15 protein-coding genes are annotated in these 23,986 nt (G+C 42.1%); all 15 read left to right on the top strand.

Annotation, left to right across the window (positions count from 1 at the left end; genetic code table 11):
• Entirely contained in the window at positions 1–1,083 is a 1,083-nt protein-coding gene (gene lpxD, locus IPP74_03355) for a UDP-3-O-(3-hydroxymyristoyl)glucosamine N-acyltransferase (GenBank protein ID MBL0318329.1), read from the top strand.
• A 6-nt stretch (positions 1,084–1,089) separates the two neighbouring features.
• Positions 1,090–1,581 (top strand): 3-hydroxyacyl-ACP dehydratase FabZ, encoded by a 492-nt coding sequence (gene fabZ, locus IPP74_03350; GenBank protein MBL0318328.1) that lies wholly within the window; start codon positions 1,090–1,092, stop codon positions 1,579–1,581.
• Between the two features lie 24 nt (positions 1,582–1,605).
• Complete coding sequence (gene lpxA, locus IPP74_03345) at positions 1,606–2,409, top strand: acyl-ACP--UDP-N-acetylglucosamine O-acyltransferase (GenBank protein MBL0318327.1); 804 nt, start codon at positions 1,606–1,608, stop codon at positions 2,407–2,409.
• On the top strand, positions 2,406–3,233 hold the full coding sequence (gene lpxI / locus IPP74_03340; protein ID MBL0318326.1) for a UDP-2,3-diacylglucosamine diphosphatase LpxI: 828 nt from the start codon (positions 2,406–2,408) through the stop codon (positions 3,231–3,233). Before lpxA ends, lpxI begins: the two co-directional genes overlap by 4 nt.
• A gap of 71 nt (positions 3,234–3,304) precedes the next feature.
• A complete protein-coding gene (locus IPP74_03335) occupies positions 3,305–4,681 on the top strand; it encodes a Do family serine endopeptidase (protein ID MBL0318325.1) in 1,377 nt (458 codons plus the stop codon).
• A gap of 26 nt (positions 4,682–4,707) precedes the next feature.
• Positions 4,708–6,015 (top strand): replication-associated recombination protein A, encoded by a 1,308-nt coding sequence (locus IPP74_03330; protein ID MBL0318324.1) that lies wholly within the window; start codon positions 4,708–4,710, stop codon positions 6,013–6,015.
• Between the two features lie 183 nt (positions 6,016–6,198).
• Positions 6,199–6,501 (top strand): VirB3 family type IV secretion system protein, encoded by a 303-nt coding sequence (locus tag IPP74_03325; protein MBL0318323.1) that lies wholly within the window; start codon positions 6,199–6,201, stop codon positions 6,499–6,501.
• Entirely contained in the window at positions 6,501–8,918 is a 2,418-nt protein-coding gene (locus IPP74_03320) for a VirB4 family type IV secretion/conjugal transfer ATPase (GenBank protein ID MBL0318322.1), read from the top strand. Before IPP74_03325 ends, IPP74_03320 begins: the two co-directional genes overlap by 1 nt.
• On the top strand, positions 8,902–11,106 hold the full coding sequence (locus IPP74_03315; GenBank protein MBL0318321.1) for a type IV secretion system protein: 2,205 nt from the start codon (positions 8,902–8,904) through the stop codon (positions 11,104–11,106). Before IPP74_03320 ends, IPP74_03315 begins: the two co-directional genes overlap by 17 nt.
• 8 nt (positions 11,107–11,114) lie before the next feature.
• Positions 11,115–13,412 carry a type IV secretion system protein gene (locus tag IPP74_03310; GenBank protein MBL0318320.1) on the top strand — a complete coding sequence of 766 codons (2,298 nt, stop codon included), beginning with the start codon at positions 11,115–11,117 and terminating at the stop codon, positions 13,410–13,412.
• A gap of 44 nt (positions 13,413–13,456) precedes the next feature.
• Positions 13,457–15,346, top strand: coding sequence for a type IV secretion system protein (locus tag IPP74_03305; protein ID MBL0318319.1), 1,890 nt, complete (start codon positions 13,457–13,459; stop codon positions 15,344–15,346).
• Between the two features lie 169 nt (positions 15,347–15,515).
• The gene (locus IPP74_03300) at positions 15,516–18,038 is read left to right on the top strand and encodes a type IV secretion system protein (GenBank protein MBL0318318.1); all 2,523 of its coding nucleotides are present in this window, start codon (positions 15,516–15,518) and stop codon (positions 18,036–18,038) included.
• Between the two features lie 35 nt (positions 18,039–18,073).
• Positions 18,074–20,134, top strand: a complete 2,061-nt coding sequence (locus IPP74_03295; protein ID MBL0318317.1) for a type IV secretion system protein — start codon at positions 18,074–18,076, stop codon at positions 20,132–20,134.
• 323 nt (positions 20,135–20,457) lie between these two features.
• Positions 20,458–21,249, top strand: a complete 792-nt coding sequence (gene trpC, locus IPP74_03290) for an indole-3-glycerol phosphate synthase TrpC (protein MBL0318316.1) — start codon at positions 20,458–20,460, stop codon at positions 21,247–21,249.
• 96 nt (positions 21,250–21,345) lie between these two features.
• Positions 21,346–23,916 (top strand): type IV secretion system protein, encoded by a 2,571-nt coding sequence (locus tag IPP74_03285; GenBank protein MBL0318315.1) that lies wholly within the window; start codon positions 21,346–21,348, stop codon positions 23,914–23,916.
• Positions 23,917–23,986: the final 70 nt, after the last annotated feature.

Here is a 23,986-nt window from a genome sequence, read left to right as displayed (position 1 = left end):
ATGGTGGATAGAGCGTTTTTCCAGTATTCAGGTCCTAAGTCGATTGAAGATATAGCAAAAATTGGGGAGTGCCAGCTTGTTGAGGGCACCCCTCAAGGTGTTATTATTGAAGATGTGAAGCCTTTGGATCGTGCAGGAAGCAAGGATATTACGTTCTTCAGTAATCCTAAATACATGACCGTATTGCAAAAATGTCTAGCTACGGCATGTATTATACATCCGCGCAATTTGGATCTTATTCCTGACACCGTTATTCCATTGGTGTCGGAAAATCCTTATTATTCATTTGCAAAGATTTCGAATTCGTTCTATCCACAGATTGTTTTTAGCCCGGGCCTTTCGCCTCAAGCGTTTATTTCACCTTCAGCGACCATTGGTGGTGGAACGTGTGTTGAACCAGGTGCGCATGTTCAAGACGGGGCAAAAATTGGTGAGAGATGTTACATTGGTCCCAATGTTATTATTGGCAGGAATGTGGTTATTGGCCACGATTCGGTTATCCATGCTAATTGTACGGTATTTTGCTCCATCATCGGCGACTTTGTTGTGCTTCACCCCGGAGTCAGAATCGGGCAGGATGGTTTTGGTTTTGCAACCCACAAGGGGGTGCATGTTAAAGTCCCTCAATTGGGGCGCGTGATTATCCATAGTTATGTGGAGATTGGAGCTAATACCACTATTGATAGAGGATCTGGTCCCGATACTATTATTGGTGAGGGGTCGCAGATCGATAATCTGGTGCAGATAGGTCATAATGTTGAAATGGGTAAAGGCTGCGTGATTGTGTCACAAGTGGGGATTGCCGGAAGTACTAAACTTGGAAATTACGTTGTATGTGGTGGTCAGGTTGGTATCGCTGGACATCTCAGAATCGGTGATGGCGTACAAATCGCTGCTAAAAGTGGTGTTAGCGATGATATTAGGCCTGGTGAAAAAATGGGTGGTATTCCTGCCGTACCTATGAAAGAATGGTTACAGCAGGTGATGGCCATCAAAAAGCTCATTCGCAAGCGTCCAGGTAGTTATCATAACGATGAAGAAGATTATGATAATTATAATAATTATGACGATAGGTATCAATAAATTAGGATGTTACTAATGGAAGCGCATGTCGAAAGTAAAACCATTTTATATAGTGAAATATTAACATTATTGCCGCATCGTTACCCCTTTTTGCTTGTAGACAAAATTATAGATGTCGTTGAATTTAAAAGTGCTAAAGGTATTAAAAATGTTACCTTTAATGAGCCTCATTTTGTGGGGCATTTTCCAGATGATCCGATCATGCCAGGAGTTCTCATCGTGGAAGCGATGGCACAAACCGCGGCAGCTTTGGTGCTCAAAAGCCTGAATATGAAAGCCGATGAAGATAAGAAAGCGGTCTATTTTATGTCGATCTCTGAAGCAAAATTTCGTAAGCCTGTGCGACCAGGAGATACCATGATTATAGAAACCATTAATCTTCAGCATCGTCGCAGTGTATGGAAGTTCAAAGGAATTGCGCGTGTTGACGGCGTTGATGTGGCTGAAGCTGAGTTTACAGCCATGATTGCCGATAAATCACCTACTCCACAGGAATAGGCCTATTTCAAAAGACAGGAATTTATGCAGAAAACAGAAATACATTCGAGTGCGATTCTAGAGCCTGGAGCCAAGATAGGATCAGGTTGTTATGTAGGACCTTTTTCTTACATTGGGCCAGATGTCTCAATTGGAGATAATTGTCGGGTAGAATCGCATGTAGTGATTGTCGGAAACACCACGATCGGCAAAGGGTGTCATATTTTTCCATTTGCATCGCTGGGTCATCGTCCGCAGGATCTAAAATTCAAAGGTGAAGCCTCTCAATTAATTATTGGCGACAATAATATGATCCGTGAGTATGTCACGATGAATCCTGGTACTGAAGGTGGTGGTTTAAAAACAACCGTTGGACATAATTGTTTATTTATGGCTTCGACACATGTTGCCCATGATTGCGTGGTCGGCGATAGCGTCATTATGGCCAATAATGCCACTCTGGCAGGGCATGTTTCTGTTGGTGATTTTGCTATCATTGGTGGACTCTCCGGCGTGTTACAGCGAGTAAGAATAGGATCGCATGCGATGATAGGTGGAATGTCTGCCGTTGAAAGCGATGTGATTCCTTATGGTTCGACGATTGGTGATAGGGCTTTTTTGTCGGGTTTAAATATCATTGGGCTTAAAAGACGTAATTTTTCGCGGGATGATATACATACATTGCGCAGCGCCTATCGCCTGCTTTTTTCGCCTGAAGGTACGCTCAGTGAACGTGTGGATGATGTCATCTCGCGCTTTAAGGATAATGAATTAGTGATGGAAATCATTGATTTTATACGTTCGGATACATCTAGGCCTCTTTGTCAACCATCGGAGATTAGTGCTTGACGGAAACTACCCATACCGGGTGTTTAGGAATTATAGCTGGACAAGGGGACATCCCGCAACGAGTCATGACTGCTTGCCAGCAACAACAAAGGCCTTTTCTGGTTATTACTCTTTCGGAAGAGGCAAATGCGAGCCAGTATCAGCACTATTCCCATGTCGAAATCCCCATCGCGAAGGTAGGGCATTTTCTTGAAGTCATGCGTGCGCACAACGTAGAAGAAGTGGTTATGGTCGGGCATATTAAACGCCCTGTTTGGAAAGAATTAGTTCCTGACAGCCTGGGTATGAAGCTGCTGGCTAAAATAATTACTAAAAAAGTACTGGGAGACGATACTGTTTTAAGCACAGTTGTTCATTTTTTAGAGCAGCATCATATTCGTGTGGTTGGGGTTGATACGATCTTGAAAGACCTCGTTGCACCCAAGGGGGTCTGGGGTAATATCGAACTTTCATCCTCACTCACTTCTGATATTGATCTTGGAAAGAACGTTTTATTGAACTTAAGTCCTTTTGATATCGGACAGGCAGTTATTGTCTACCAGGGGCAGGTTTTGGGGATAGAGGGTCCCGAAGGAACGGATCAATTAATCCATCGATGCGCACTCTACCGCAAAGAATCAAAGGGTGGTATACTTATCAAGATGAAGAAGCGTTTACAAGAAAGACGAGTGGACTTGCCAACCATTGGCGTATCAACAATCATTCATGCTCATGAGGCTGGTCTGGTGGGTATTGTTGTTGAAGCAGGCGAGTGCCTTGTTGTTGAAAAGGAAGCTGTCGTAGAACAAGCGGATTCGCTGGGAATTGTCTTAGTGGGGATTTAGAAATAAAAGGTAGTAGGAGATTGAGCATGAAAAATGCGCGTATGATGTTAAGAAGCATTCGGTTCGTAGGGATGATTGCCCTGGTAGTATCTGCGGTTCCGGCAAATGCACAATTGATTCAAAAAACAGTACCTGATAATAAAGCTCAGATTCAATATTCCTATGCACCGGTTGTCAAAAGGACCGTTCCTGCTGTTGTTAATATTTATACGAAACGTAAAGTTCTTGAGAAAGGGTATGCGCCATTATTAAATGATCCAGCCCTTAGAGAGTTATTTGGCCAGCAACTATTTGCGCCCTATGTTAAACAAAAGATAGAGCGATCCTTGGGGTCGGGTGTGATTATAAGGCCTAATGGTTTGATTATCACCAGTAACCATGTCATCAAAGACTCACAGGAAGTAACTGTGGTATTGCAGGATCGCAGGGAATTTGATGCGAAGGTGGTTTTAACCGATGAAAAAGCTGATTTGGCATTGCTTAAAATTGATACAAAAAATGAAACCTTATCTGCGCTTGAGCTGATCAATTCGGATGCGCTTGAAGTGGGTGATATTGTGCTTGCTATCGGTAATCCTTTTGGTGTAGGCCAGACAGTAACTAATGGTATAATTTCGGCGTTGTCGCGTACCAATGTTGGCATCACGGATTATCAGTTTTTTATTCAGACCGACGCACCGATTAATCCTGGAAATTCGGGTGGTGCTCTCGTTACCATGGATGGAAAATTAGCCGGGGTCAACACCGCAATCTTTTCACGCTCGGGTGGTTCACATGGTATTGGGTTTGCTATCCCCGCTAATATGGTGGATTATGTGATTCGTAGTTACGAGCAGGGCGGGCAAGTAAGAAGACCATGGTTAGGTGCGGCTTTTCAACCTTTAACCAGTGATATTGCCAATAAATTAGGATTATCATCTCCTGCCGGAGCGCTTATTTCTAATATATATCCGGCAAGCTCAGCTGAAAAAGCGGGGTTGCAAAAAGGTGATATTATTATGGCACTGGATGGTTTGAACATTGAAGATTATCAGGCGCTTAATTATCGTATGGCTACTGAAAAAATCGGTAAAACAGTCCTATTAGATGTCGTGAGAGGTCAGGAAAAAATTAAGTCTAAAATGCTCTTACAAGAAGCTAAGGAAGAGCCAGCTGCGGATAAGCGTAGCTATCAAACCGGTGCATTATTTTCGGGGATAACCATTGCCAATCTTTCTCCCAAACTTGCTTTAGAGATTGAGGCTGACCCATTTAAAAAGGGAGTTGTTGTCTATAATGCCCCTAACAAGGCACGTTATGTCTTGAAGAAAGGCGATATCATCAAAGAGATTAATGGTATTAAAATTGAGTCTGTTAAGCAGTTTAATGCGCTTATCAGTCAGCCAGCATCTTCATGGAAAGTGGTTATTGAACGCAATGGAGAAACAGCATCATTGCTGATTCGATAGGATAATCTGTGAGTGATTCTCAATCATTGTTTAAAGAATTATCAGGCCTCTCGTCAGCCGCTGATTCTCAAAAAGAGCCATTGGCTGAGCGATTACGCCCGCATTCGCTGACTGAAGTTATTGGCCAGCAGCATATCTTGGGTGAACAGGGTTTGGTTTCGCAAATGGTGGCTAACCGCCAACTTTTTTCGATGGTTTTGTGGGGGCCTCCTGGCTGCGGTAAAACCACAATAGCGCGGTTATTAGCAAAGGAAGTTGGTTATGAATTTAGGGCAGTCTCTGCGGTAGAAGGTGGGATTCAGGATTTAAAATCAGCATTCCGTGAAGCCGAGGCACATCGAGATTGTGGGAAACATACGATTTTGTTTGTTGATGAATTGCATCGTTTTAATCGTTCGCAGCAGGATTATCTTTTGCCTGTTGTTGAGAAAGGAACGGTTATTTTTGTAGGGGCGACTACCGAAAACCCGTCTTTTGAAATTAATTCGGCGTTGCTATCGCGTTGTCGAGTGTTGACACTTAAGCGGCTTGAACGCGATGATCTTAAGCAACTCTTTGCCCGGGCTACTAATTTTACGCATCCTTCATTTAATTTAACAGAAGATGCCATAGAATACCTGGGGGAATTAGCCGATGGTGATGGCAGATACGCATTGGCATTGTTTGAAGATTTATTGGCTTTTAATCCAAGAGGCACGTTGTCAGCTACCCAGATTAAAGCACTTTTGCAAAAGAGACGGCCAATTTACGATAAAAATAAAGAAGGGCATTATAATCTTATCAGTGCCTTCCATAAATCGTTACGTGGATCGGATCCCGATGCTGCGCTTTATTGGATGCAACGGATGTTGCAGGGGGGAGAAGATCCACTCTTTATAGCCAGAAGATTAATCCGTTTTGCAGTGGAAGATATTGGGTTGGCAGATCCACAGGCATTAACTCAGGCTGTAGCGGCCAAGGACGCCTACCATTTTTTGGGATCACCAGAGGGAGAACTTGCATTATCTCAGGCTGTCTTGTATCTCGCTACTGCTCCAAAATCCAACCGTAATTATCTCGCTTATAAGGCATCCTATTCCTTAGCGGCAAAAACAGGATCGGTAATGCCGCCAAAGCATATCCTTAATGCACCTACTTCTTTTATGAAAGAAGAAGGTTACTCCGATGGCTATCATTATGATCACGATGACCCCGATGGTTTTTCAGGGCAGCATTATTTTCCTGAAGGGATGGGAAGGCAGGTTCTATATGAGCCGCAGGAGCGAGGTTTTGAGCGTGAAATTGTTAAAAGACTGGCTTATTGGCAAAAGTTAAGAAAAGAAAAAGGTGATTAACGTATTGAAATATAAGAAAATAAGTTGTTCTGCGGATGGGGTGTCATGTTTTCTTCACGTTTATCTGGTAAAATACTCTTAATAATAATGCGTTATACTACCAGAAAGCGCATTACAGCATGGGACTTGCGTTCAGATGTTTGCGAAGGTAGAATAGGGTAATATCAACGAGTTAGGTGTTTTATGGCAGAAACAGGGCGATTGAAGACCGATCCACTCTTTCTTGGACTTACGCGTCCCCCCATGATGTTTGGGGTGAGTTATATGTTCTTTGCCCTTAATCTGCTGGCTAATATGGTCTATATGATCAATAGCTCCAACATTATCGGGATGGTATTGTGTATCTGTGTGATCCACGCAATAGGCTTCCTGTTAACACGTCACGAGCCTTTATTTATCCAGCTTTACATGATCCGCGGTCAAAAATGTATGAAATGCAGAAATCGCTCTTTTCATAATGGCACTAACTCATATGATGCATTCTAATGTTCCACATTTTAAAAACTAATGCACTTCCAACGCAGCATGTAGAAGAGAAAGAACTTTCTGGGGCTGAATTTATTCCTTATTTATGCCACTGGAATCAGGAAACTATTTTGACAAAACGTAACGAGTTGGTCAAAGTGATTAAAATAGATGGTTTGCCGTTTCAAACCATGGATGATGAAAACGTCGATATCTGTAAGAATGTACGTAATCTCTTGTTCAAGAGCATGGCTTCGGGCGAGTTTGCGCTTTATTTTCATGTGATACGAAGGCGGCAAAATGTATTTGATACATCGGAGCCAGAATATGAAGTGCCCAGTTTTTTTGCCAATCAATTGGCCAAAGTATGGCACCAGAAACATATGCGTGAACAATGTTTCGTCAATGATATCTATGTAACGGTTATCAGAAAGCCGGACACGGCAGGTGTGGCCTATTTTGAGCATTTGTTAAAAAAACTTGAATACCAAACCGATAAAGGTGCCTGGGAAAGAGGTATGCGTGAGCTTGAAGAAGATCTTCAAGAAGCCACAATGCAACTCTTGAATACCTTAAGGGATTACGGTCCTGAAGTCTTGGGAGTTAAAGAAACCCCAGATGGTCCTACCTGTGATATTTTGAAGTTTCTGTCGGCGTTGGTTAATTGCGGTGAAACCAGTGAGAAATTGGTTCCAAATATGGATTTGAGCCATTACTTACCCACTCACAGACTTTATTTTGGGCATAAAGCCATTGAAGTTAAAGGCCCGACAATGAGCCGATTTGCTGGAATTGTCAGCGTGAAGGAATACCCACCTCACACCCATGCGGGGATGCTGGATGGGTTCTTGCAGATGCCATTTGAGTTGATTGTTAGCCAGTCATTTGTATTTACTAATCGTCAAAATGCGATTAATAAAATGCGTCTTCAACAAAATCGAATGATTCAAGCGGGCGATAAAGCTATTTCACAAATTGCTGAGATTACCAGTGCCCTTGATATGGCTATGAGTGGTGAAATTGGTTTCGGTGATCATCATTTAACAGTGCTTGCACTGGAGGATTCGACGCGTAAACTAGATCAGGCAATGTCAATGGTAACGGTAGAAGTCACGAATATGGGAGCCATTGGTGTACGTGAAGAAGTAAATATGGAAGCCTGTTTCTGGGGGCAACTGCCTGGAAATTATGATTATCTTGCACGTAAAGCGGTGGTTAATACCATGAATTTGGCAGGATTTTCATCGATGCATAATTTTCCCTCGGGAAAAGCAAAGGGCAATCACTGGGGAGATGCGGTAACCGTATTTGATACCACTTCCGGCACTCCTTATTATTTCAATTTCCATGTTCGCGATGTTGGCCATACCACCATTATCGGGCCTACCGGTTCGGGTAAAACCGTATTGATGAATTTTTTATGTACCCAGGCACTGAAATATAAACCACGGATGTTCTTTTTTGATAAAGATCGCGGTGCAGAGATTTTCTTAAGGGCGATTGAGGGTAGTTATAATATTTTGGATCCTGGAAGACCGTGTGGTTTTAATCCGTTGCAACTTCCAGATACATCTGAAAACAGAACTTTCCTCCAGGAGTGGCTCCAGGCTCTGGTAAGTGCCCACGGTGAGGTTGTGACGGCCCATGAAGTTGAGATATTAAATTCTGCAATAAATGGTAATTATAAGCTTGAGTTTAAAGACAGGCGTTTGCGGAATATTGCGCCATTCCTAGGCGTGGAAACACCGGGAAGCCTTGCTGGAAGGCTTGCAATCTGGCATAACAAAGGATCGCATGCCCATATTTTTGACAATGAAAAAGACATGGTTGATTTTGGTAAAGCTGCGGTTTACGGGTTTGAAATGGGGCATGTATTAAAAGATAAGCTGGCTTTATCTCCCATTTTATTATATCTTTTCCATCGTATTAGCTTGTCTTTGGATGGAACGCCGACCATGATCGTGCTTGATGAAGCATGGGCATTGATTGATAATCCGGTGTTTGCTCCGAAAATTAAAGACTGGCTTAAAGTGATGCGGAAATTGAATGCAATGGTGGTATTTGCCACGCAAAGCGTTGAAGATGCAAGTAAAAGCAGTATCAGTGATACCCTGGTACAGCAGACAGCAACGCAGATCTTTTTGCCAAATCTTAAGGCGACGCAGGAATACAAAAAGTCCTTTATGTTGTCAGACCGAGAGTTTGTCATCGTAAAAAACACTGATCCAGGAAGCCGTTGTTTTTTAATAAAACAAGGCATGAGTTCAGTTGTGGCGAGGCTCAATTTGGGTGGTATGGTCAATGCGATCAATGTACTGTCTGGAAGGGCTGATACGGTTATTATGCTTGATGAAATACGAGCAGAAGTGGGTGACCATCCTAATAAATGGTTATCTTTATTTTTGCAGCGGGTAAAACAAAATGAACAGTCAAAGTAAGTTGACTAAAATTATGTTGTGGTTTTTATTAAGGCTCATTCTGCTGATGAGCCCAGCCATTGCTCACGCCTCTTCATCTATTCTTCCAGAAGGTGTTGATATTTTACCAGGTGGATTAGGTTCAGATCATGTATGTCCACTTCCAAGTGAAGTTGATGCCTGGATTGCAGACCTTAATTTATCTGGAAACGATGCAGATCTTGTTTATAAACAATTCCATAAATATGATAGTGGAGAAGAGGTACATCATATCAAATTGATTGAGCAGGGCCTGCAGCCATTGGTGGTTATGTGCATTGAAGACACGAAAAATGTGATCAAAGGCCGTCCACCAGAAACCTCTACCATTAAGGTTTGTTTGAACGATGGTATCACTGAATTTTGTTCAACCATGTACGATGGTGAGTCGACTATATTGGGTGTAACCAATGTTGAGGCCTTTAGAAGGGGTGATCAACTTTGTGCACAAGCAAACGTCTTAATTACCGATGTTGATTGGGGTAATAGGGGATGTGTTGATGTTGGAAGAACCATATGGCCTGGAGCGATGTGTCCAGAAGCATTGGGTTATATTATCAATGACAATCTCTCTCCAGCAGATGCCAACTGTGTGTGTTTCCCGTCGTGGATACCTAAGAGTTGCTATACCTGGTGGACCGATGGGGTTCCAGGTATTAATAAATATAAAGATCAGATAAATACAGACACGACTCTTGGCAAGTTTATTACCCATGATTTCCAGTTTACGGCTCCGGTTGTACAGTGTGTCCAAGAAACGGTCCAAACGCTTTTCTATAGTGGTCAGTATAATTGTCGAGGGATAGCGACAACCCAAACACCATTCCAGCAATTCCGTGAGTTGATGAGAGGAAGTGTGGTGGCGGCTATGGTGCTTTATGTGATTTTGTTTTGCTATAAAGTCATGCTGGGACAATTGGGTGGATTAGATAAAGGGAAGGGTGAAATTTTATGGTTAGTCTTAAAATTATCACTGGTTGGCTGGTTTGCTATCGGTACAGGGCTTGAGGCATGGTACTTTAATATTATAGGTCTCGAACAATCGCTAACGGCGTCGATGATTGCTGCGGGTGGTTATAGTTATGCTGAGCATACGGCGGCTCAATTAAATAATGTCTGCAGCTTTGTGAAGGCGATCAGCCCATCCGGACAGTATTCGTTTATGACGGATGAAAGCATTCATCGTTATGCAATGTGGGTTGAGCTAGATTGTAAGGTGCTTCATTACTTGGGATTTGGCGTCTTTAACGGAAATTATGCAGACTTCTTTAAACTGATACTGATTGCGTTTGCTACTCTGATTACTGGTCCTTTTGGCATATTGATACTAATATTTGCGATCATCTTCCTGCTTTTCCTTATTTTGGTGATTGTCGAGATTATTCATACGTATATCTTGACGGTGATGGCGGCTTCGATTTTACTCTTTTTTGCTCCGTTGATGATTCCTATGGTTTTATTCAAAGTTACCAAACCTTTCTTTGACGGATGGTTTAAGGAGATTCTGTCATTTATCATCACTCCATTCGTTTTATTCACGTATGTAGCCATGATGTTTACGACTTTTGATATGATTATGTATGGTGATCTTGAAAAATATGATCGCTCATTTAACGAAGATGGAGCGCTTGATATCGATCATTGCGATCCTGAATCACCTATATGTATTATGAATCAAATGGTTGATTATCTAAATGAGCAGCCGTTGAAACTCATGGATGTTGATTTTATAGCCATTACTGGTTTTGACGACTATGGGGACCTGTTCAAACAACAGAAATACCTTCTTTATGCATTATTAAAGTTACTGTTGCTTAGTTACTTATTCTATCATTTCTTTTCAATCCTGAAGGGTCTTGCAGCCGAATTAACTGGAAACATCAGAAGTAATATCGCTAGTTCCAGTGTTCCTGCCGTAGCCTATGGACAAAAATATGCCGGGAAAGCAGTAAGTAGCGGAGTCGTTTTGGGCAAAATGGCATTTGAAGGTATTGCTAAACAGGTTTCGGGTGGAGCTGCTGGAACGGCTAAGACTGCAGCTGAGGCCACTGGGGCTGCTGATGTTGCAAGAGGTATAACCCAAGATATGAAAAATCTTGGTGCTAGTGGCGCTGGTGATGTTGCTGGTGGCGGTGCTGGTGGCGGTGCTGGTGGCGGAGAAAGTACATAGGGTTTAGTATGAAGAAACGTTACATACAACATATTCTAAATCAAATGTCCGTGAAACGAGTCGTTTCGCGCTCGCTGGTCATGCTTCTGCCGATGACATTGCTTTTATTAGCGGCATGCAATAAGGATCATTCGGATCAATGTATTTATAATTGGGATTATTCTAATATTGACCAAAGTGAAAAAACGGTCTATTCCAAAAATCCATCTTATAGAGCCGGTTCGGACCCCAGGAGGGCTCAGCCAGATTGGGTAAAGGCAGGTGTTAAGTTAAAGTCAGGGGACGATCTTATTATTTTGCCGGCTGGCTTAATAAACCTGTGTGGTGGTGGAACCACAACCGTGGGCAGTGGCAATGACGGCTTCAACGCCCAAAATGGTCATTGGTATACTGTGCCAGGCGTTAAAGTAAACAGAGGCGATATTATTGATATATCAGCTTTAAATTCTTATTCTATGTGGGGTAATGAGACTGATTGTACCGCTGAATCCGGGCGGGGAAGCCAACGTTGGAATACGGGTTGCCAGTCGTTTGAAGGACGCGGTTTATTAGTACAGGTGGCAAACTCGGCTGATAATACCAACGATGAAGACTATGCAGAACTTTTTGATTATAGCATCAATAAACCCATTGGTTCGTATCAGGCACCCAAGGATGGTTATTTGCAGATTAAGCATGCAGACCAGGATCATAATGTACAAGCGAGGCCGGATGATCTGACTGGTGGTGATTATTCTAACAATAAGGACGGTTATAAAGTCACGATTGCTACGGGAGGATGTTCTTTCCGAAATGGTGAATATCTCTATGGCTATATTGGTCAAAATCATCCTGATGCCACCTATCAATTTGAGCAAACTCCCGGTATTTTTGAAGTGGGTCAACAGTATGGTTTTGATGAAAATAATCAAGCTAGGGTTCATGCGTCCAGCGAAGGTAACCTATGGCTAGCGATCATTGATGCAAAGGATCATGATTATACGAATAATAAAGGTTCATATACCGTGACTATTGCATCCAATGGCCATGAAAATGATAATAATTTTGTGGTGAATGTTATCGATAATCTTGTCGATCCGGTGGAAAGCACCATGCATGATGTAGGTAAGGGCATTTTCAATAATTTGATGGGTGGCCCTGACTTGCCGCTGGTAAAGATTGTTCAATCTTTATTGGTTTTATTCGTGATCTTTAGCTGCATAGGCTATATGTTTGGCTTGATTTCAGCTACTCAGACAGATTTGTTAATTAGAATCATTAAGATTTCTATCGTTGCGGCGTTGATTTCACCTCAAAGCTGGCATTATTTCAATCAGTATTTATTTAAGTTGTTTATGGATGGCATGATTGCCGTGATTGATCATGTGTTTTCGATCTTTTCTGATACCCATACACAAGTTAAGCACTTTGCCTTTATGTCGGATTCGTTGAATTTATTATTTGACCAAGATACCTGGAATAAATTGCTAGGACTGTTGTTTGCAGGGCCGATTGGATGGGTTTATCTGGCGCTGTTCTTATTGGGCATTTATTTCTATATTTGGGCGATCATTAAGGCGGTTATCGCCTATCTTATGGCTATTATTGGGCTTACCTTATTATTTATCGTATCGCCGCTCTTTTTCTGTTTCATGCTGTTCCAGGAGACAAAATCACTCTTTGACGGGTGGTACAAGCAGATGGTAACCTACAGCCTTACCGCTATATTTGTGATGTCTTCTGTGGTTATTTTCCATTATTGGATATATGCTATTTTAACCAAAATACTGGGCTTTGGTGTCTGTTGGAAATGTGTGATTCCGGTTAAAATTCCAGTTATCAGCTATACGGTCTGTTTCTTTTATTATTGGTTGCCGGAAGGATTTACCAACGACCATGATATATCGTTCTATTTATCAAACGACGCGGTCGATAATCTGAGTAATATGGCGGCGAGCTTACCGTTTATTTTCTTCAGTTTGCTCATGTTTATTATTGTGGCCTACGCAATGAAGAAGTTTGTCGATTTCATGGTGATGGTTGCTCATGCTGTCTCAGGTCTGGCTACGACATCTGCCTTGGGTGGATCCGCTGCAACCCCAACTGGTTCTGCATTTGCTCCAATCAAGGGTATTTATACCAAAGGGTTTGACTTTACCAAAGATAAGACTACCGGTTTTGTGAAGAGAGGTCTTATGGGAGGTACCACAAATCCCGCTAATGCTGAGAAAAAGGGGAGTGATTCCAAAAAACGACCTCTCTCAGAAGCAGAGAAGCACAGTAGATACCTAGCAAAAAATGACCAAGAAGGCGGAGAAAACGGGTAACAAGTATGATAGAAACCAGCGTAGGATTATAGGTTTAGCGTGAAATGCAGTGGATCAGAAGGATAATATTAGTATTGATTTGGTTGCCGCTCTTCGGATGCGGCGATCCTCAATCTAAGTGTATTGAGCCAGATGATTTTGGTTATCCTAAAGTAACAGTGTTTTCTGAGCGTGATCGTGTTAATATTATTAACAATAATGATAGTAATGAAGTGATCGAATGGGAGGATTCGGGTTACATCGTTACCGGATCGCGGCCACTCGTTATTTCGACCGAAACTGTTGAAGGGTCGGATCAGTGGACATCCTGGGAAAAGGGTGACAAAGATAAGGTACAGGGTACCTGTGATTGCAATTCAGTGTATTCGGGTACTTCATACCAGGGGACTGGCAATGGTGTATGCTGGTTTGAAAAAGGCTGTGGCCTATTTGCCCTCATTGCTCCTATACAAGATGATGATAGGACTAATCTGCTTAGAAATTTGCCTGATTTGAAAAAGCTAGAGGTTGCTAAAAATCCTCCACCTCCCTTTATTGTTTTCCATGTTTCCTATCACGGAGATAATGGATTCAAGATCGGGTCGCCGCCACGAGGCCGGCTATATTTTAAAATCATGGATGATCATTATGAAGATAATGCCGGAAATTATGTAGCACGCATAAAAGATGGGGTTATGAAGCCCCAGTTTTTTATCATTGAACGTCTGGTGACTTTTATTCAGGATTTTCTCGATAATGTAACTGTTGGTATATATAAACAATTAGTCAGAGATAGCGAAATTAAGAAAGTTATCCAGGCGTGCTTGGTGCTGTATATTATTTTCACCAGTATCATGTTTATGCTTGGTCTCATCGATATGACTCAAGGAGAGTTGTTAATTCGTATTATAAAATTGACCTTGGTTTCACTGGTTATTTCTGACAAGAGTTGGGATTTTTTCAATTTTTACTTTTTTAGTATTTTTACCAAAGGAAGCTATTTTTTAACGGCTCTTTATGCGACTGCCGGTTCCCATACCACCAGCTTTGGCAATTATTTTGCGCCAGTCAATTTTGACCCGGCCTATCCGATGGAATTTTTTGATGGTTTATTGCAAACCATTCTGTCGCCTGAAACACTACAGAAAATCCTAGCTGTTGTATTTGATGATTTTTGGGGAATCATCCTGGCTATTGGGATGTACATTGGGATTATCCTTTTCGTTTTAGCGATCATCAAGGCGACCGTTACGTATGTTATCGCCATTATGGTTATGTCATTCATTATTATTTTGTTTCCGCTCTTTGTTTGTTTTTCGTTGTTCCAGATTACACGTGAGATATTCAAGTCGTACATTAAATCGTGGATTGCGTATGCCTTACAGACGGTTTTCCTGTTTGCGTTTATCAGTCTGTTTACGGGGATGACCTTTTTAACCCTCTATACCAATTTGGGCTTTAGGGCTTGTTGGCAATCATGGCTTGATATTGAATGGGACATAAGTGATACGGTTGAGGATTTCTTTAGTGTTGATTTGACTGAATATATTCCGCAAAACCTAATGATTCTTAATTTAAATTATTACGCAATTGATCATAATGCCGGTGATCGTATTGAAAAATATGGTGATTTTAACTGTGAAAATTCTAATTCAGCGGTTTTAGCACAGGCAGCTAAAGAATTTCCATACTGGAATCCTAGAAAGCAAGATGGCTGCAAACGGATTAAAGATGGCATGAATGGCAAATATGTCAATTTCTGGAATGTGCTACTCTTTATGCTATTTGCCTATTTGATGGTTAAATTTATAGACTCGGTTGTGGGAATCGTAAGAGCGATTACGTCCCAATTCTTTACCCAGGATCTTTATAAATTCTCTAAAGCCTTTATTGCTCCTGTCAAAGATACCTTCTTAACCGGGACAAGTGCCGTTAGGAATTGGTTAGCTAAATAGGGATAAGGCTGCTTTTTCCTACCTCCCAGTGGAGCGTGTATAGACAGACCTGTGTGTGGGGGGGGGGGCAGCTACTTTTATCCATAAGGTGGTGTCGGCATGAAAATGGCTAAGTTAACCCATCCTTAATGCCCTTGATTTAGACTTACCCGAAAAGCTGTGTAACTGCATGATGCGTAAGGGTATTTATTTTCTTTCTACGTTACTGTTATTAGTGGGACTGTCTGCGTGCAATTCCCCTAACGATGGCGTGTGCAAGTATGACTGGGATTTTAACTCGATTGAAGATACCAGCAAGACAGTGAATTCGGTCAATCCTTTGTATCATAGTGGCGATGCCCCAAATAAGGCAGATCCGGGGTGGGTCGATTCTGGCATGGACTTAGAACAAGATAAATCGATGTTGATTCAATCAAGTGGTAGTGTGGATTTATGCGGTAATGCTAAATATTATCCAACCGGAATGGTCGGCTCTACCAGTAAATGGACAACCATCAAGAATTTTCCAGTAGTCAAGGATGATATGATTAAGATCGTAGCTACGGGATCTTATTCCATGTGGGGCAGTGAAAGAAATTGTTCAGCCACGTCGGGGCGAACCAATGCCAGGTGGGATGCAACGTGCCAAAGTTCTGAGTACCGAGGGTTGCTTGTTCAGGTTGCCACGTCCGAATCGAATAATACCGACCTAAATTATAGCGAATTATTCGATTATAATATTCAGCTTGGCACCAGTGATTATAAGGTTCCTGAAGACGGGTATATACAGTTTAAACATGCTGACCATGATGATAATGTTGCGGCACCCAACACTAGAATTACGACAGGAACCTATAGTAATAACAGTGGAGGCTATGCGGTTTATGTCAAAAAATCAAATTGCGTTTATTCTGGGGGACTAGCGCTCTATGGATATATTGGCAATAATCCACCGGATACTACCTATGATTTTGAAGAATCCCCAGGAGTTTTCCTGATTGCTAATCATTTTGAATCTGGAGAGGGATCCTTTCAGCGATCGCCATCTAATGGCCGTTTATGGTTACGTGTTATTGATATTTCGGATAAGGATTATACCAATAATATTGGTGCCTATACCGTTTATGTGGGGACTAATTCCAGGGATACAGACAATACCAATTGGATGGTTAACCTGATTCATGACATTGTTGAGCCGGTTCGTACGTTGATCATGGATATTACGAAGACAATGTTCAATACCATTGTGGGCGGTCCATCAAAACCAGTTGTTAAAGCGATTGTCGCCTTATTGGTTTTATATGTTATCTTTTCATGTATTGGCTTTATGTTTGGAATCGTGCAGACATCGCAGGCAGAGTTGGTGGTAAGGGTGGTTAAACTATCGATTGTGGCTAGTTTGTTGAGTCCTAATAGCTGGGATTTCTTTAATACGTATTTGTTCAATTTTTTTGTGGGAGGGATGATGTATGTGGTCGATTCACTCTTTGCCCTCTATGATGACGAAAATTTTGCTACCAGTAAGGACTTCTCCTTCGCAACGCCGCTGCTGGATATGTTATTTAGAGAAACAACCTGGCTTAAATTTTTGGGATTATTATTTGCTGGCCCTGTAGGTTGGGTCTATTTGATTTTCATTATTGTGGGTGTCATTTTTTATCTAATGGCGCTTATTCGAGCTGTCATTTTATATTTAATGTCGTTTATTGGCCTTGGATTATTGTTTGTCGTTGCGCCGATTTTTATTCCAATGGTGTTGTTTCAGGATACAAAAAATTTATTTGATGGCTGGATTAAGCAATTAGTCAATTTTACGCTGCAGCCCATGCTTGTGATTGGCGCTTTGATTTTATTCAATTACTGGATTTATGCTATTTTAACGAAAATCCTCGGGTTTGGAATTTGCTGGAAATGTACGTTCAGTATCGAATTGCCTACTGACGTTATTGGCTTACCAAAATTGATTGTGTGCTTATTCAGCTTTTGGATGCCAGAAGGGTTTAATAATGAATATGACATTCAAACGCAATTAAGTTTATCACCTGATGGGCTTTCTTATTTAGTAAATGCCCTGCCAGCTATTTTGTTTGACGCGATTGTTTTCATCATCTTTGCCTATGGAATGAAAGAATTTGGTAATTTTGCTGTCCAGACAGCACAGGCTTTATCGCAAACCATGGGTAGTACGTCCTTGATGAGTGCCGCCAACTCGATGATGAAAGGAGCAGGTAGCGCAGGCGGAAAAATGTGGGGTGCAGCAACAGGGGGCGGAAAAAGCCAAAGCAGTGGTGGTGGCGGCTCTGATAAAGGCGGAGGCGGAGGCGGTGGTGGCTCTGATAAAGGCGGAGGCGGTGGTGGCGGTCCAGGTTCGCTGAGAGATAGTGGAGGGGGTAATACTGGATCTTCAAGATCAACAGGTACCAATTCCCCTGTGTCCAAAAACGCTGGAGGTGGCAATAAAAAACCAGGGGAAGGACAGTCTGATAATTCTTCAAGTAAAACGAATTCAGGTAAGCCCCGTGGCAATAATAACGCCTCAAGTAGCAAAAATAGCAGCAATAATCAGAGTTCCAGACCTAATGGGGCACAGCGATTACAAAATCTATCAGGTAAAATGAGAGCTGCATCGGATGCCTGGAAAAAAGGGCCTCCTGGTGCTTCTCGTGGTGACATTCCACATGGCGGTGGTGATGCTGAAGATTTGGATATATAGAGCGACTACAAGGTTAATAAGGTTATGATTGAGAAATGAAACATTCTATCTCGTCCTTTTTTATAGTGATGTTGCTCTGGCTGACAGGTTGTTCTGATCCGCAGATGAAATGTATTGAAGCCGATGATTTTGGCTATCCTAAATTTAAGGTATTTGCTGATCGGGAAGAGCTTGATGTTATCAATTATAGGGATGCTCCGGATCGCGAGAAAGATCGTGACGATATGGTGGCTTCCTGGAAATATTCTGGTTATATTTCTACCGGAAGCCGGTCTCTTATTATTACAACTGAAACGGTTGAAGGCTCCGACAGCTGGACTTCCTGGTTTGAGGGAAGATCAGAATTTATGGGAGATAATAAAGATAAAGAGTGCGATTGCGAAAAAACATGCCCCAATAAATTAAAGGCAAAAGATGCACCGTGTTGGTTTAAATATGGGTGTGGGCTTTATTTACTGATTGCCCCTGTTCAGGATGAAAATCGTACGAAACTAGTGAGAGGGATGCCCGATCTTAAAAAGCTGGACACTGCGGAAGACCCACCTTCACCTCCGTTTACGGTTCAGCATGTGGGGTATCGGGGAAAAGAGTTTTATGAATTGGCAAGCCCTCCGCGCGGCAGGCTGTATTTTAAAATTATGGATAGTTATTATAATGACAATGCCGGTTATTATATTGTGCGTATGAAAGATGGTGCTATTGATCCTGATATTGGCCCAGCGTTAACGATGTTTAACTTTATTAAAGGTATAGCTGATGCCAGCACGGTTAGTGTTTATAATGATCTGGTTCATGATTCCACATGGAAAAAATCGCTTATTGCATTACTGGTTCTGTATGTCATCACTTCCAGTGTGGTATTTATGCTGGGTATGTCAAAAGAACCTATTACCGAATTAATTTCGCGGCTGTGGAAATGTGCTCTTATCGCTATTTTAATCTCGGACTCAAGTTGGGATTTCTTTAATCGGTATTTCTTTAGTTTTTTCACCAACGGAAGCTTAACGTTGATTGCCGAATTTATGACGGCAGGAGCTGGATTTGTAGTCGGTTCAAAATATATAACCAATCTCAATTATGATCCATTATATCCGGCAGATTTTTTCGATCAGATATTCCATTACATGCTATCGCAGGAAACGCTGCACAAAGTGCTTGCTGTTCTATTCAGCAGCACATGGGGCATTGTTTTTGTGTTTGGTTTGGTCGTTGCCATACTTATTTGGGTTCTTGCGATTGTTAAATCAATTATTGCGTATTGCCTTGCCTATTTTGCATTAAGTTTATTGATTATGGTTTTTCCTGTTTTTATCTGTTTTTCATTATTTAAAATAACGCAGCAGGTATTTAACAGCTACCTAAGGACGCTTATAACCTATGCCTTACAGCCAGTATTATTATTTGCATTGATGGGGATGATGACCGCTATTGTGTTCTTTTATATGCACCGGACCATGGGCTATCGGGTCTGTTGGCAATCCTGGTGGGATTTACAGATTTCCCTGTCTGATATCGTCAATGCCTTAACCGGCATTTCGATTCCAAGCCTGGGTTTGTTTTTGCCCATCTATAATTTTAAATATTTTTTATTCGATAAGGGGGCTGCTGATCGCATTAATAAATATGGCTCATTCGATTGCGATCATTCTTCTGAATCGGTGCTCAAACAGGTTGGTAAAGAATATCCCTATTTTGATCCAACGGATCCTAAAGATTGTCAGCAAATTAAAGATATGATGGGAGGAGAATATATAGGCATTTTCGAGGTGCTGGTGTTTGTGTTCGTTGCCTATCTGATCTTTAAATTTGGTAATCAAATTGTGGAAGTCACCAAAAGCATTACCGCACAAGTTAGTGCTCAGGATCTAGGTAAAGCGGCGGGAGACTTTATGAAAGGTGCTGGCGATTCAGCGGGCAGTGGGGCTAACCCGTTTGCAAGTAGCGAACGTGACCAAGACTCGCAAAACAGCGGCAGCAAAAATTCTGGATCTAGCAATAATAATAATAAAAACAAAAATGCTAAGGGAGGGGCTGGGGCTAAAAACAAAGGAAAAGTCCGTTCTATTCCCGGTGGAGGGAATTCGTCGAAAGGGTGAGGGGGCTCCTAAACCCCCCAAGCCAATAGATAAGATTGCCTCAGTGCAAATTTTTCTTGTTCTGCTTGTATTTACCCGAAGACATGCTTATGATTGAAAGAGTTTAAGTGGAGGAGTCTATGCGCCCAATATTAATAAGTTGTATGCTGGTTTTTGGATTGGTGGCAATCGCAGGCTGTGCCCGTGAGCCGGTTCAGGAATTAAAGAGCCCATGTGTCTGCGGATACCGGTTCTAAAGATGCACAAGATCCATGTGGCTCAAAACGCAGGATTAATGATTCATGGCTGAATGGTTAGTATTGGATACTGCCTTAGGTTTCTAGATGAATATTCTTGATCGTATCTGTCATGACAAACGCGAGCATATCGCTCGGCAAAAGAGATTGCTGCCGGAAGCGCGGTTGCATGAAGAAATTGTATTATGCCTGCCGGTGCGCCCTTTTGCTGGTGCACTTAAAACAAAAATAGCGGCTAAACAAACCGCCATTATCGCTGAATTAAAAAAGGCCTCGCCTAGCAAGGGGTTGATTCGAGAAGATTTTAATATTTCGGATTTGGCTATCGCCTATGAAAAAGGGGGGGCAACCTGCCTGTCCGTTTTAACGGACGAGCCCTATTTTCAGGGAAAAGACGACTATGTGCGTCAAGCTAAGGCGGTAACTGGGCTTCCCGTTATCCGTAAGGATTTCATTCTTGACCCCTACCAGGTCTTGGAATCACGCGCGTTAAGTGCTGACTGCATTCTGCTGATTATGGCGGCATTGGAGGATAACCAAGCACATGAATGCTATCAAGCGGCCAAAGAGTATGGGATGGATGTCCTAGTTGAGGTTCATGATGAAGCTGAATGTGAACGGGCTTTACGTTTGGAACCAGACCTTTTAGGGATTAATAACAGGAGCCTTAAAACATTTGAGGTTGATATTGAAACCACTCTCCGTATCGCCAGACACGTACCTCGTCAATGTTCAATTATCTGTGAGAGTGGTATTTATACAGCAGACGATATTCGCTATATTGAAACTGGGGGTGTCTACGGGTTTCTAATAGGAGAATCGCTCATGCGCCAGAACAATCTAGAGCAGGCATTGCGGGCGTTGCTTCACTCATATTGACAGGGGCTGGAGTCGCCTAATTCCCTAAAAGCTTCATAGAAATTTAATATACCTAAACAATAATCAGTGTGTATCGTCAAAGGTGTATGACAAACGATGATTATCACTGCTGGGAAAAGTGCGCATTTGCGCCTCTTCATGATTGGATTGGTTATTTTGGGGTGGATGGTCGGTTTCCACTCGCGAAATGCCTATGCGGTTGATACGCACATGAACGCATACGCACCCTATGTTTGTCCGTATGCCAGGGATGTTGAAGAGGTCTTAAAACAGCAAGTTCAATTGGATGAAGATACGTACACGCAGAGTGAAAAAAGTTTCTTTACCTGGAATAATGATGGTGCTGGCGTTGGAGCTTTTCCTGATCCTATCTGGGCTCATGGGGATGGGTCGGAATTTAAGATTAAAATGGTTGATTGGGATGGAACCTATTCTTGGTGCCTTCAGGATACAGCCAACATTGCTAATAAACGGTCCGCTGAAGATTCAACCATGCGCATTTGCTATCGCAGGGAGCATGAAGAATGCGAAACCATTAAAAATGGTGATTGTGCTGTGGTTATGGCACTCAATTTTTGTGTAAAACAAACGGGTGATCAGCTGTGTATTGATGCAAGCTTGCTTGGGCTTCCTATTATGGTTGGAAAACAAGGATGTATTGATTTAGGCAAGACGGCATGGCCGGGGGCCATGTGCCGAGAGGCAAAGGACAATTTGGATAAGGGGCAGAAGCTGGATAATTGTGTCTGCTTTCCAACCTGGGTTTCGCCAGCCTGTTATGGGAGTTGGTATAATGGCATACCAGGGATGAAAGATTATGTTGGTACAGGGGATGGTAAGGTAGATGACCGCACTCCACTTGGAAAATATGTGACAGGAAAATTCTTCTTTTCAGGACCTGTCGTGCAGTGCGTCCATGACACAGTAAGAACGTTGTTTTATAAAGAACAAAAAGGGTGTGTTGGCAGGCAGATAACTGGCTTTACGATGTTTTATCAAATTAAAGAAGCTTTACGGAAAGCGGTGATTGCTGCGCTTACGCTTTCCGTTATTCTCTATTTTATGGATATGCTTATCAAAGGCGGAAAGAGCCCCGGTGATGCGTTGCTCTATGTCGTTAAAATTGCGTTGGTAACCTGGTTTGCCGTTGGCAACGGAGTTGAAACATTTTATGACGCGTTTATTGAAATAGGCCAAAAACTGGCAGGTATGATCCTCAGTTCAGGAGGAAGATTTAATAGCCAGATGTGTGCATTTACCGATGCGTTGAAACCAGGTGGGCAATATAGTTTTATTACAGATAGTACCATTCGTGACTATGCGATATGGGTAGAATTGGATTGCAAAGTGTTTAATTATTTTGGCGGCAATCTGTTTGAATCGATTTTTCAAGACAGTTCCTTCATGTTTATTATTTTGTCAGTAATCCTCGTGATTGCTATGTATGTTGTGGTGGGTATTTTATTGCTATTAATGTTTATTTTATTTGCGGTTGTATTGTTGTCTATTTTTGTTCGGTTTGTTCATATCTATATTTTAACCGTTATTGGAGCTACATTTATTATTTTCTTTGCTCCTATATTTGTTCCTTTGTCGTTGTTTCAGGCCACCAGAGGTTATTTTGATGCATGGTTGTCACAGGTTTTTTCATTTATTTTGATGCCGCTTGTTTTATTTGCATTCATATCCATGTTTATGAATGCAATGGATCAAGTTGTTTATGGCGATATCACTGAATATCCCAACATGTTTAATGCGGATGGAACCATCAATGCCGATCCAGATCCGGATGATGACGATAAATACATGTGCGATGACCATGCGCTTGGTTGTTTGGCCGTCATTGTAATGAATCAGGCAGAGGATTATGCACAAGCCATCCAAGATGGAACCGTTGCCACATCTGGCGCATTGGCACCCTTTATGACCGATATTATAGGCTTTATCCTCATTACAGGCTACATTGGAGCTATTCTTATTTTTTCCCTGGTATTCAATAGTCCCAATGTTGCCATTTATAATAAACTGCTTGCTGCCATGCTGAAAGCTTCGCTCGTGGGGGTCTTGTTTTATATCTTTTTAGGGATTGTGGTGGGATTGGCAGCAGAAGCTTCAGGAAATACCAGTTTAACAGGGCTTGCCAAGGGGGCGATTGATCTAATCAAGATTGGTTTGGATGCGGCTAAGGCGGTAATTGGCAAAGCGATGGGAGTGTTATCCAAGAATCCGGTAGGGAAGATTGGTAATCAAGTTATGCGTGATTCGGGAGTGGGAGAAGGTATAGGAGAACTTCAATCGGCTGCTGATATTGAAGGGTATACGCAGTCAACCCAATTAAGGGATATAGCGAGTGTGACAGGGGCATTCAAGCAGGAGACTGCGGACTCATTTACGGAAGATGATAAATCAGGAAGCCAAGAAGGCGGTGACCAGGAAGTCAAACGTGAACAGCAGCAAGAAGAGCAAAGTGATGATGGCGTTAAAGATACAGCAGACCTGGCTGAAAAAACGGTTGGAGGTAATTCTGATAATGAAAATCCAGATGAAAATAAAGATACGAAAACAGGTGCAGGACTGAGCGATGATATTGATACGGCAGAGTCGGACATTGGTTCTCCTTCCTTGGGTATGGGGGATAACAAATCAACACCGGGGGTAAATCAATAGCGCCCGATGACACGTCGGTTTTGGATTATCATTATTCTTCCAATGGACTTCTAGGCGTGTCTAACCAAAT

Source organism: Alphaproteobacteria bacterium (assembly GCA_016722515.1).
Lineage (GTDB): Bacteria > Pseudomonadota > Alphaproteobacteria > Rickettsiales > JADKJE01 > JADKJE01.
Note: the sequence above shows the minus strand (reverse complement) of the source record. Positions and strands in the feature narration are given on the sequence as shown.